12 protein-coding genes and 2 pseudogenes are annotated in these 11,245 nt (G+C 68.0%); 9 read left to right on the forward strand and 5 right to left on the reverse strand.

The annotated features are described in order from the left end of the window. The 5 genes and pseudogenes from ACRDP3_RS08225 to ACRDP3_RS08245 all read left to right on the forward strand — a co-directional run. Positions 1-204, forward strand: a 204-nt coding sequence (locus ACRDP3_RS08225; protein WP_431516187.1) for a S8 family serine peptidase, incomplete at its 5' end; no start/stop codon positions are given. Between the two features lie 167 nt (positions 205-371). Beyond that, positions 372-1,212, forward strand: a pseudogene (locus ACRDP3_RS08230) (helix-turn-helix domain-containing protein). Beyond that, positions 1,194-1,403: a DUF397 domain-containing protein gene (locus tag ACRDP3_RS08235; RefSeq protein WP_431516188.1), complete on the forward strand. Its 210-nt coding sequence runs from the start codon at positions 1,194-1,196 to the stop codon at positions 1,401-1,403. The pseudogene ACRDP3_RS08230 and the gene ACRDP3_RS08235 overlap by 19 nt, the downstream one beginning before the upstream one ends. A gap of 194 nt (positions 1,404-1,597) precedes the next feature. Beyond that, entirely contained in the window at positions 1,598-1,891 is a 294-nt protein-coding gene (locus ACRDP3_RS08240; RefSeq protein WP_431516189.1) for a type II toxin-antitoxin system Phd/YefM family antitoxin, read from the forward strand. Continuing rightward, complete coding sequence (locus ACRDP3_RS08245) at positions 1,888-2,142, forward strand: Txe/YoeB family addiction module toxin (RefSeq protein ID WP_431516190.1); 255 nt, start codon at positions 1,888-1,890, stop codon at positions 2,140-2,142. Before ACRDP3_RS08240 ends, ACRDP3_RS08245 begins: the two co-directional genes overlap by 4 nt. A gap of 115 nt (positions 2,143-2,257) precedes the next feature. Here ACRDP3_RS08245 and ACRDP3_RS08250 read toward each other — a convergent pair whose 3' ends face one another. The 4 genes from ACRDP3_RS08250 to ACRDP3_RS08265 all read right to left on the reverse strand — a co-directional run bounded on the left by ACRDP3_RS08250 (position 2,258) and on the right by ACRDP3_RS08265 (position 6,481). Continuing rightward, positions 2,258-3,694 (reverse strand): hypothetical protein, encoded by a 1,437-nt coding sequence (locus tag ACRDP3_RS08250; protein WP_431516191.1) that lies wholly within the window; start codon positions 3,692-3,694, stop codon positions 2,258-2,260. Between the two features lie 231 nt (positions 3,695-3,925). After that, positions 3,926-4,717, reverse strand: coding sequence for an IS21-like element helper ATPase IstB (istB, locus tag ACRDP3_RS08255; RefSeq protein ID WP_431516192.1), 792 nt, complete (start codon positions 4,715-4,717; stop codon positions 3,926-3,928). Then, complete coding sequence (gene istA / locus ACRDP3_RS08260; protein WP_431516193.1) at positions 4,717-6,252, reverse strand: IS21 family transposase; 1,536 nt, start codon at positions 6,250-6,252, stop codon at positions 4,717-4,719. The genes istB and istA overlap by 1 nt, the downstream gene beginning before the upstream one ends. A gap of 79 nt (positions 6,253-6,331) precedes the next feature. Then, on the reverse strand, positions 6,332-6,481 hold the full coding sequence (locus tag ACRDP3_RS08265) for a hypothetical protein (RefSeq protein ID WP_431516194.1): 150 nt from the start codon (positions 6,479-6,481) through the stop codon (positions 6,332-6,334). A 415-nt stretch (positions 6,482-6,896) separates the two neighbouring features. Here ACRDP3_RS08265 and ACRDP3_RS08270 point away from each other — a divergent pair, with 415 nt between their 5' ends. Beyond that, a complete protein-coding gene (locus tag ACRDP3_RS08270; protein WP_431516195.1) occupies positions 6,897-7,106 on the forward strand; it encodes a hypothetical protein in 210 nt (69 codons plus the stop codon). Positions 7,107-7,130: 24 nt separating this feature from the next. Then, a pseudogene (locus ACRDP3_RS08275) lies at positions 7,131-8,129 on the forward strand (IS30 family transposase); the annotation flags it as partial. Positions 8,130-8,214: 85 nt separating this feature from the next. Here ACRDP3_RS08275 and ACRDP3_RS08280 read toward each other — a convergent pair. Continuing rightward, positions 8,215-9,006 carry an SDR family NAD(P)-dependent oxidoreductase gene (locus ACRDP3_RS08280; protein WP_431516196.1) on the reverse strand — a complete coding sequence of 264 codons (792 nt, stop codon included), beginning with the start codon at positions 9,004-9,006 and terminating at the stop codon, positions 8,215-8,217. 136 nt (positions 9,007-9,142) lie between these two features. Here ACRDP3_RS08280 and ACRDP3_RS08285 point away from each other — a divergent pair, with 136 nt between their 5' ends. Both ACRDP3_RS08285 and ACRDP3_RS08290 read left to right on the forward strand, forming a co-directional pair. Further along, positions 9,143-9,709, forward strand: coding sequence for a TetR/AcrR family transcriptional regulator (locus tag ACRDP3_RS08285; RefSeq protein ID WP_431516197.1), 567 nt, complete (start codon positions 9,143-9,145; stop codon positions 9,707-9,709). A 139-nt stretch (positions 9,710-9,848) separates the two neighbouring features. Then, positions 9,849-10,880 carry a slipin family protein gene (locus ACRDP3_RS08290; protein ID WP_431516198.1) on the forward strand — a complete coding sequence of 344 codons (1,032 nt, stop codon included), beginning with the start codon at positions 9,849-9,851 and terminating at the stop codon, positions 10,878-10,880. Positions 10,881-11,245: the final 365 nt, after the last annotated feature.

Genomic DNA, 11,245 nt, shown 5'->3' on the forward strand with positions numbered 1-11,245 from the left:
ATCCTCGGCGGGACCGACACCATCAGCGGCACCTCCATGGCCAGCCCGCACGTCGCGGGTGTCGGCGCGCTCTACAAGGGTGCGAACGGCGACGCCGCCTCCTCCACCGTCAACAACTGGATCACCACCAACGCGACCAGCGGCGTGATCAACAACAACCCCGCCGGCACCCCCAACCGGCTGCTGTTCAAGAACACCCTCTGATCGCCGACCCACTCCACGGCGGGCCCGGACCTTTCTGTCCGGGCCCGCCCCGGCGTGCGCTCCCTTTGTCGTTCATCGTGCGGTTTCGGCGCCCTGGCCGCATGGCGTGAACTACCGTGCGTGATGGGGGCATTACGGGAATGCGCCTCCACGGAGGGAGCGGTGCCATGCCGACAAGGCGAGCGGTCACGGGCCGCAGTCGCGAACCGCGCGCGGTTCGCGGAGGAGTTGCGGTTGCTGCGTACGCAGCGGGGCGCGAGTCTGCGGCAGACGGGTGAACGGCTGGGCTGGGACTGGTCGTTGTTCGGCAAGATGGAGAACGGCGAGACGCTGGGCGGTCCCGAGGTCGTCCAGGCCCTCGACCAGCATTACGGGACGCCGGGGCTGCTGCTGGCCCTGTGGGAGCTGGCGGTGAGCGACCAGACCCAGTTCCGCGAGCGGTACCGGCGGTACATGGCGCTGGAGGCGGAGGCGACGAGCCTGTGGCACTTCGCGGTGAGCGTGCTGCCCGGCCTGCTGCAGACGCCGGGGTACGCGCGTGAGGTGCTGGCCGCGGGCGGCCTCAAGGGTGAGGAGCTGGAGCAGCAGGTTGAAGCACGCATGGGGCGGCGGGAGTTGTTGCAGGGGGACGATGCGCCCCCGTTCCGGACGATCCTGTCGGAGGCGGTGCTGCGGACACCGCTGCGGGACGCGGGGGAGTGGCGGGGGCAGTTGGAGTACTTGGGGGAGGTTGCGGAGCGGCCGGGGATGACGGTTCATGTGTTGCCTCTGAGCGCCGGTCCGCATGGCTTGGTAGGCACCGATGTCTGGTTCCTGCGCTTGCCGGACGGACGTCCCGTTGCGTATACGGAGAATGCTTACTGGGGCGATCTCATCGAGGAAAATGCGCGAGTTGAGCGCTTGCAGCGCGCATACGATGTGGTGCGCGACATGGCGCTGTCCCCGGCCGAGTCGCGCAAGTCCATCCTGCGCATCCTGGAGGAAGTGCCGTGCGACTCTTCGACCTGAGCGCTGCGACGTGGCGCAAGAGCAGCTACAGCAACCCGGACGGCGGCGCGTGCGTCGAGGTCTCCGACGACTTCGCCGCCGTCGTCCCCGTGCGCGACAGCAAGAACCCGCACGGCCCCGTGCTCACGTTCACGGCTTACGGCTGGTCGTCCTTCGTTTCCGCTGTGAAGGACGGCGAGCTGCGCGTCTGACCCATAGGCTCGCGCCGCTTCGATGCTACGACCCCCGCGACCTGTGGATGGTTCGCGGGGGCCGGCGGGGTCTTCACCGTCGGGACTACTTCTTGGCCGTACGACGTCCTCGCGTCGCGATTGCCCCGCCTGACCCGCATGAAAGCCACTCAGAGTGGTACGTTATCCAGTACCACTCAAGGAGAGGCTGCTTCATGTCTGTCACTGCCTCCGAAGCTCGTAGAAACCTGTTTCCGCTGATCAAGCAGGTCAATGAGGACCACGACTCGATCGAGATCGTCTCCAAGCACGGCAACGCTGTCCTGGTCTCGGCGGATGACTACGCCGCCCTGCGTGAAGGTGCGTACTTGTTGCGTTCTCCGGCCAACGCTCGCCGTCTGCTCAAGGCCTATGAGAACGCGCTCAGCGGCGCACAACTGACTGAGCGCGAACTTATCGACCCGGACGCCACCGAGGACGTCGAGGACGCAGGAGGCAGTGCCGCGTGAGGCTGGTCTTCGAGGACGAAGGCTGGGAGGACTACACGTCCTGGCTCAAGGCCGACCGCAAAATGCTGGCTCGCATCAACAAACTCATCGACGCGATCCGCCGCGACCCCTTCCAGGGCATCGGCAAGCCTGAGCCACTCAAGTACCACTTGCCCGGCGCTTGGTCCCGGCGGATCGACGACGAACACCGACTCGTCTACCTGGTCATGGACAACGAGATCATCGTCATCGCGGCTCGCTACCACTACTGACAGCAAACGCCCCTGGCAGTTCTGCTGCAAGCCGGTAGGTGCTGTTGCCCGCCAGGATCGTTGTCGTTGACCGAGTGTGACCGATCTCTGGGGGAGCGAGCTTCGCGGCAGCGCCTCAGGTCAGGGTGTTGCGTAGGTGCGGGCCGAGGTAGCCGACGTACACCAGACCGGTCTGTGGGGCGCCGTCGTGGAAGTGGAGGCGCGGGGCGATCGTATTGCCGCCTCCGATGCGCAGGTGAGCCTGCATGTAGACCTCTTCGTCGGGGTGGACATGCTCGGGCACCGGAAGCATGCGCTCGCGCCGGAGCTTGGGGTTTCTGGCGACCGTGTCGGACTCTCGCATGGCCACCTTGGCCGCGGGGAAGGGGTGCTGCCGCGATTCTTCGGACTTGCACCAGCTCAGGAAGTCTCCACCGGTGCCGCCCTGTGCTGAGGCCGCCGCATAGTGATCCAGGGCGAGGAGCGCGTCCCATGCCACATTGAGCCAGTTGTCCACGGACTGGCTGTCGAGGCCCCGGGTGGTCTTCGCGTTCCCGGTGAAGGCGACGTGGCGCAGTTCGGTCAGCCGGACGAGAAGGTCGGCGAACGTCTCCGGATACCGGATGTCCGGAGTTTCCGGGACCGCGTACGCATCGTTGTACTGACCCACCTCCACGAGCCGTTCCTGGAGGAACCGCACCTGGCGCTGGGCTGACTGAACCTGCTCGTACAACTCTTCGTTCTCGCCGCGCAGTTCGTGTGTTCCGCGTTCCAGTTTCACCAGGTCCTCGTGGAGTTCGCTGATCTCCTTGGTCCGGGTGGCCTCCGTCTCCTGCGCTTCGTCGAGCAGGGCGCTCAGCGCCTCGTTCTCCCCGCGCAGCTTCTCGATGTGGGAGCCGCCAGCCTGGGGACGGGGACGTGTCCGCTGGATCGGAAGTGAGGCGAGCGCGCCGGGCAGCGGATTCCGCAGGGCGAGCCGCTGGGGGAGCGCGGCGAGGGTGGAGGCGGCGCGACGGGGGTCGGCTTCCACGGTGCGCCGCGACATCACGGGGTGGCGCTGTGCGTCAGGTTTCCATGCTAGGTCTATTCCAGGCAGGTACGTGCGTATCCCACCGCCGAACACGGGATGGAACTCCAGGGCTTGGTTGAAGGAAGCTTGAGCCTGTGGAGACAGGACGTACAGCACGGCCAGTCCCGCGAGGTTGCTGAACGCCTTCTCCACTCTCGATTCGGCCCAGACGTCCGGGTCCCTGTTGAACGGCACGCTGGCGACGACGATCGGCAGGCGGCGTTCCTCGTCGCACAGCTCCTCGATCACCTCGTCGACATCGTCCGCTTCGATGAAGGACGGCTTGGCCTTGACCTCGGCCAGGCCGTCCTCGGCGTTGAGCGACTCCAGCAACAGGCGTGCGATTCCAGGGGTGTTGGCCCGCCTCGGTAGCTGGTTCCCGGCGGCAGGACGGTGCTCGATGTCGACCTGGATCCAGGTACGGGCCCGGTCGTCCCGTGGGTCCGCGCGGACGGTCAGGGTCGACTGCCATGTTCCGGTGGATTCCGAGGGAGTTTCGCGCATCCGCCAGCGGGTGTAGGCGCCGTGCCGGCCTGAGGCCGAGTCTCGGTCCAGGGTGGCCTTCGGTGCGATCTCGTTGCGTCCTTCGTCGAAGGCAGAAGCGTCGTAGTGCTTCCCCTCCTGTCAATGGCCTTTTCGTTCTCCCCGTAGGCGGCCAGATATTCGACACGCTGGCGGCCGGCGAGATGTCCCCGACGGCGGCCAGATAGTTCCCCGCCGTGGAGTGCGTGTGGGTCAGCTGAAGGGCTTCACTCCCTGTCCTGAGGTGGCTTGCGTGAGCCGGTAGCTGTCACCGTCAGTGATGACGATGTGGGCGTGGTGCATGAGGCGGTCGACGGTGGCGGTGGCCAGCGTCTTCGGCATGATCTCGTCGAATCCTGAGGGGTGGAGGTTGCTGCTCACGGCGATCGAGCGTCGTTCGTAGGCGGCGTCGACCAGCCGGTAGAAGCCCTCGGCCGCGTCTGGGGAGACGGGTAGGAGACCGATGTCGTCGATGATGATCAGGTCGGAGCGGATGAGTCGGGTCAGGGCCCGGGCCATGGAGTCGTCCGCGCGGTGTCGTCGGAGGAGTGCTCCGAGGTCTTCGATGGTGAACCAGGCCACCGTCATGCCGGCTTCGACGGCGGCTTGGCCGAGGGCTTCGCAGAAGTGGCTCTTGCCGGTGCCCGAGGAGCCGCAGATCGAGAGGTTCTCCCGTCGTCCGACCCATTCGAGGGTCTTCAGCGCGTCCTGGGTGGCGCGAGGGATGGAGGAGGCGGTCTCGTCCCAGTCGCCGAAGGTCTTCCCGGCGGGGAAGGCGGCGCGTTTGCGGCGGGTGTGGAGGTTGGCGCGGTCGCGCCCGGCGGCCTCCTCGGCCAGTAGAACGCGGACGACCTCGGCCGGGTCCCAGCGTTGCGCCTTGGCGGTGGGGATCAGATCGGTCAACGACCGGCGGATGTGGGGGAGTTTGAGCCTGCGGGTCAGCTCGATCGCCTCGGCCAGGGGGTCGCCGGTGGTGCCGGGGACAGTGCGAAGAGGGGTGGCCATCAGATGTTCTCGCTTTCGTCCTCGATGTCGGGGGCGGTGTCGGGGGTGGAGGTGCCGAAGGTGGACCAGGCGGAGGTGCCCGGCTGCAGACTGTGGGTCTCCGAAGCGCGGGTGGACTCGCCCTGGGGCAGGCCGACTTGGTAGTCGAGAATGGAGATCAGGTCCTTCTCGGCGAAGCGGCCGGTGACCGCCGCCGTCCCAAGCGCGCGGTCGACTTCGGCGGCCGAGTAGAGCTTGGAGAGATCCACTGCCTCGGCCATCTTCGGCTTGATGCGGCGGGTGCCGGCCGCGGCGGCCTCGGTCAGCCAGGAGACGGCGCCGGGGCCGAGCATCAAGAACGCGGCCTCCTCGGCGGTTCGCGCGTGGGGAGTACGGTCGGCTCGCTTGTTCTCACGAGGCGGATAGTGGGCCTCGTCGATGACCGGGCTGCCGGGGGCTCCGCGGCTATGGCGAGCCGCCTCCCAGGCCGTGCCGTCGGCGCCCACGGCGGTGACGATCAACTCCTCGCCGTGGAAGCGGGCCCAGACTCGGGTGTCGATCAGCTGGTGCGGGACCGAGTAGCGCACCCCCTCGACCGAGATGGTGGAGTCCCAGTTGACCCGTCGCGTGGTGCCGAACGCGGCGGTGAACGGCTGCCTGGGAAGCGGATGCAGCCTGACCCCTTCCTCGGCGAGCATGTCGGCGGGCCGGCGCCGGGTCTCGCGGTGGACCCGTGCGTTGACCTCCTGGCCGAAGTTTCGGCAGGCAGCCTCCAGAGCGGCGAAACTGCGGTAGTCGGCAAGCAAGTTGGTGTTGGTGGGCACCAGGTCGGCCTTGGCGATGCGCACGGTCGCCTCGCTGCCGCCCTTGGACTCCGGATCGGCGGGTATGCAGGTGCGGATCGTCATCCCGTAGTGCCGTCCGACCTCGACGATCTCCGGGTTGCGCACCGCGACTCCAGCGATGTGGTCGGTGGTGACCGTCTTCTCGTTGTCTGTGAGTGCGTAGGCCGGAACACCACCGATCCGCCGCAGCGTCGCGTCCAGGCAGGCGGTGATCGTCGGCAGCGTCTTGTCCCAGACCGGGATGACCACGCGGAAGCGCGACCAGGCCAGCCACGCGCACCACAGCGAGGTGCGACGCCCGCCGATCGCCGGGCCCTCGCCCCAGTCCCACTGCAGCCACAGCCCCGGCTCGGTGATCCAGGGCCGGTAGACGCGGCGCTGACCGGCCCGGAACTGGGCCTTCGCCTCGGCCACCGTGCGGCGGGTGGTGCGTTCCCCTCCGGTGAAACCGATCGCGGTCAGCCGCCTATGCACCACATCCGCGCGGATCTTCCCGTGCGAGCGGACCACAAGCTCCTCGATCTTCGGCAGGAAGGCATCAATCGCCCGGTCGCGATGCCGCCGCCGCTCGGGCGCCTGACCAGCCGCCCGCATCTTCACATAACGGGCCACCGTGTGATGGTCACAGCCGGCCAGCTCGGCCGCCGCCCGGTAACTGCCCGTGAGGTCGTATGCCTCGAGGATTTCCATGATCTCCCTGCTGTTCTTCACCCGCTCGAGCCTGCTCGACCGGATCTGGATCTTGGCGAACGGGGAGATATCTGGCCATCCGCGGGGAAACCGCTGGCCGTCAGTGGGGCCGTAACTGGCCGCCTATGGGGAGTCTGCCAAGACCGCTGTCACCCTCCAGCCATGCGTACAGCTGGCGTTCCGCGGTGGCGCACGACGTGACGTAGTCCTGCTTGGTCGACACGACCATGCGGTAACTGCGTGGGTCCATAGGCGTTCCTCTCCGAGGGTGGGGGTCCGTGCTGAGCCGCTGTCACGCCCCGGCGATGAGCGTGGGGGTGTCGTTTTCGCGGTCCATGAGGGGGTGGCTCCAGGCCGCCGCCGGCCCGTGCCATGCGGTCGTACTCGGTGAAGTCATGCCGAACAGGTGCAGCTGTAGGCGGCATTGGCGCGAGATGAGGCCTTCGAGCCAGAACTTCACCAAACATACACAGAAGACCTGCTTCCTCCGCGAAAGGTTGTGCGGGGCCGCGGCCCCGATGGTCTGACTCTCGTTCGGCGCTCCCTGGGAAGGCCTTCGGCCACGCTGCGCGTGGTGCAGATCAGGCACGTAGGAAACGAGAGGGGCCCACCGGCTGACGCTTGAGTTCTAGTGGTCGTCGCAACACCCCAGCTCAAGGGGCGCGATGGACTTCGAGATCCGCGAGGACAGGAAGCCGCAGGGCAGGAGAAGGCTGACCCGTGAGCGGGCGGCATACTTCCAGCTCATGCAGCAGGGCTATAGCAGCAGGGAAGCCTGTCGGGTCGTCGGTATTGACGTGCGGACGGGCAAGAAGTGGCGCAATGGTCGCCATGCCCACAAGGGCCGGGAGAAGGCGGCCCCTCCGATCTGCTAGGAGGGGTCGCCTTCCGGTCCGTCCCGCTACCTGCGCGAGGCGGACCGCATCCACATCGCCGACCGGCTCCGGGAGAAGGCCACGATCCGGCAGATCGCCGTCGAGCTGGGCCGTAGTCCCTCGACTGTCAGCCGGGAGATACGCCGCAACGGCATGCCTTTACGCGGCAACACCTCCCGCTGGGCCTACCGGCCCTACGCCGCCCAGGCCCGCGCTGATGCCCGTCGGCCCCGGCCCAAGGCAGGGAAGATCGGGCAGAACCGGGAACTGCGCGACTTCATCCAGGATCACCTCACCATGCGGTGGAGCCCGGAACAGATCTGCCAGGCTCTGCGAGCACGGTTTCCCCAGCGTCCGGAGATGCACGTGACGCACGAGACCATCTATCAGGCCCTCTACGTCCAGGGACGCGGAGAACTGCGCCGGGAGCTGACCCGCGCTCTGCGGACCGGCCGCGCCCGGCGCCGGCCGCACCGTCAGTCCTACAAGCGCCAACCCCGCAACATCCCGAGCATGGTGATGATCAGCGACCGCCCCGCCGAAGCCGCCGACCGGGCAGTCCCCGGCCACGGGGAGGGCGACCTCATCATCGGCAAGAATTCCGGCTCGGCGATCGGCACCCTTGTCGAACGCGCCACGCGCTACGTCATGCTCCTCCACCTCCCGGCCGACCACAGCGCCGCCAACACCAGGGACGCGCTGGTCGAGACCGTAAAAGACCTCCCACCCCACCTGCGACGGTCCCTGACCTGGGACCAAGGCTCGGAGATGGCCTCCCACCAGGCATTCACCGTCGCCACCAACATCCCCGTCTACTTCTGCAACCCCGGCAGCCCCTGGCAGCGCGGCTCGAACGAGAACACCAACGGCCTGCTGCGGCAGTATTTCCCCAAGAGCACGGACCTGTCCGTCCACACCCGCGAGCACTTGGACGCCGTCGCCGCCGAACTCAACAGCCGCCCACGCAAGACGCTCGGCTGGGAAACCCCAGCCGAGCGTCTGTCTAAACTGCTCGCGGCCTGATCAACCGACCACGTGTTGCAACGACCCCTCGAATCCGCCACACCTGGTGGGCCCCTCTCGTACGGTCGCAGACCGCGTAGTCAGGTCAGCGCTTCTCGCGCTGGGCCTTCACGATCTGTCCGATCGTCCGGTCCGCGCTCGTACGGCGCGTCACCTTCTCGGCGAAGCCGGGGAACTGCCCGGCGATGGCGCTGAGCATCCTCAGCTCCACGGGTGCGACGTTGATTTCGGCCGCGTCGCGCTCGACGGCCCGCGTGACACCTGACGCGACCTGGCCGGGGGAGACCGTGCGCATGCCGCCGGGCAAGGTGACGCCCGTAGCGGCGAACATGCCCGCATCACGTATGAAGCCGGGCTGGACGACGGACACCCCGACACCCGTTCCGTGCAGGTCCTGCCGGAAGCCGAGTGCGAAGCCCCGCAGGCCGAACTTGGTGGCGTTGTAGAGGGAGGCGGACCGGGTGGTGGCCTTGCCGGAGATCGAGCCGACGAAGGCGATATGGCCGCGGCCCGCCTCGACCATACGGGGCGCGAGCAGCCGGGCCAGCAAGACCGGGGCGTGCAGGTTGACGGTCAGGGCGCGGTCGAGCTGCTCGGGTGTGTAGTCGAGCAGATCGCCGCTGTTGGGGAGCCCCGCGTTGGCTATGAGGATGTCGGTGTCGGCGCATTCCTCGGCGAGGCGGGTGACGTGATCGAGGTCGGAGAGGTCGGCGGTGACGGTACGCGCGTCGAACTCGGCCGCGAGGGGCTCCAGGGCGTCGGCGCGGCGCCCGGTGAGCACCAACTTCGCGCCCTTCTCCTTGAGTTCGCGGGCGAGGGCATGGCCGACGCCACCCGTGGCCCCGGTGAGCAGAACGGTTGATCCGGCGATGCGCATACGAGAAAGCCCTCCGAGAACTGTTCGTTCGAACGAACAATAGGGAGGACGGGGAGCCGTGTCCACAGTCGGTCACCCCGCCGCCGCCCGCCCCGCCCCCGCTCCTGCGGAAAGCGCAGGTGGAACAATGATCCGCGTGCCCAGTCCCGCCGACACCCGGCAGCGCATCATCGACGCCGTCCTGCGCATCATCGGCCAGGACGGCGTCGCCGGGGTCACCAACCGAAGGATCGCCAGGGAGGCGGGGATCTCCCTCGGCTCGGTCACGTACCACTTCCAGACCCAGCACGAGTTGCTGCGTGAGAGCCTGCTGCACTTCGTCGCGGAGGAGTCCCAGCGCCTCACGGAGCTCGCCGACCAGTGCCGGGCCGAAGGGATCGACCTCGACGAGGCGGCGGCCATGGTCGGCCAGGTCGCCGGGGGTACGGAGTTCGACAGCAGGCACATCGCGCCCTTCGAGCTCTACGTCCAGGCGGGCCGCGACGAGCGGCTGCGCGCCGCGGCGGCGGAGTGCTTCGCCGCGTACGACCGGCTGGCCGTCCAGATCCTGACCGGGCTCGGCGTGCCGTCCCCCGAACGGCTCGCCGGCACCGCCGTCGCGCTCGTCTTCGGCCTGCAACTGCGTCGTCTGGCCACCGGCTCGCCCGCCGGAGAACTCGTCGACGCCCTGCTGCTGCTCGCGCGCGGGGCGCAGAACGACTGAGGCGGGCCCGATCCGATGTCTGACCAGCGGGTAGAGGCCGCGCTCGCACAGGCCGGCCAGCGGCCGAGGGGCCGGTCAGAGTACCGTAGACAGTGATTATCTCCATGAATGCCGCATATGTGCGGCAGGGCAGGAGGCCATGATGATCGGGGCTGTTGTCGTAGTGATTCTCGTGGTGTGCGGGCTGGTCGCGCTGTCCGCCGCGCGCGTGGTGCGGCAGTACGAGCGGGGCCTGGTCTTCCGGCTGGGAAGGCTGCAGTCAGGGATACGGCAGCCCGGATTCACCTTGATCCTGCCGGGCATCGACCGGTTGCAGAAGGTCAACATGCAGATCATCACGCTGCCCGTGCCGGCGCAGGAGGGCATCACCCGGGACAACGTCACGGTGCGGGTCGACGCGGTGGTCTACTTCAAGGTCGTCCAGCCCGCCGACGCGATCGTCCGGGTGGAGGACTACCGCTTCGCGGTATCCCAGATGGCACAGACGTCGCTGCGCTCGATCATCGGCAAGAGCGAGCTGGACGACCTGCTGTCCAACCGCGAGAAGCTCAATCAGGGGCTGGAGCTGATGATCGACAGCCCCGCGGTGGAGTGGGGCGTGACGGTGGACCGGGTCGAGATCAAGGACGTGTCGCTGCCCGAGACGATGAAGCGCTCCATGGCACGGCAGGCGGAGGCCCAGCGGGACCGGCGGGCCCGGGTCATCAACGCCGGCGCGGAGCTGGAGGCGTCGAAGAAGCTCGCGCAGGCGGCCGAGCAGATGTCGGAGACGCCGGCGGCGCTGCAGCTGAGGCTGCTGCAGACGGTCGCGTCCGTCGCCACGGAGAAGAACTCCACGCTCGTGCTGCCCTTCCCCGTCGAGTTGCTGCGCTTCCTGGAGAGCCCCCACGAGGGCGGGGTGCATGACGGCAACGGTGGACGGAGGAAGCACCTGCCGAGGGCGAAGGAGCTCGGGGAGGAGCCCGTGGAGGAGGAGCCCGCAGAGCAGGAGCCCGTCACGGAGGCGACCCTTCCGCCGGAGGCCGCCGTCCCGGAGGGGCCTGCTCCTGGGGCGATCTCGCCGGATGACGATTCCGTGCCGGAGGACGCGCTGGGTCCGCAGGTTTCCTCCCTTCCCGAGGACTCCCTCCCGGAGGACGATTTCGTGCCGAGGCGGCGTCCCCGCTCGTAGGTGAGGCGGGCCGCAACGGCAACGAACGCCGCGACGGCGGGTGTTGGCGTCCAGCCGGGTACCGGGCGTAAGGCGCCGGCGGCATGCGAGCCGCCGAACTCGCCGGGCGCCGAACCGATCGGGCGGGCCCGGGGTGGGCATATGAACACTCAGCCGTCGGCAACCGTGTGCGTTTGCTCCTTGTCGTTTCCCTCGGGCGCAAAGGAAAGTTGACCAACTCATTCCGCGCAAGCAGAGCCGTCAACGATCCATGCCCGATCGGAGCTTCATGACGACCCGCACTCCCGAACCAGCCGCCAGCGTCCAGAGCGACGCACGAAAGATGCGCAAGATTGCTGTCGCGAGCGTCATCGGCACCACGGTCG

The organism is Streptomyces sp., assembly GCF_050698815.1.
Lineage (GTDB): Bacteria > Actinomycetota > Actinomycetes > Streptomycetales > Streptomycetaceae > Streptomyces.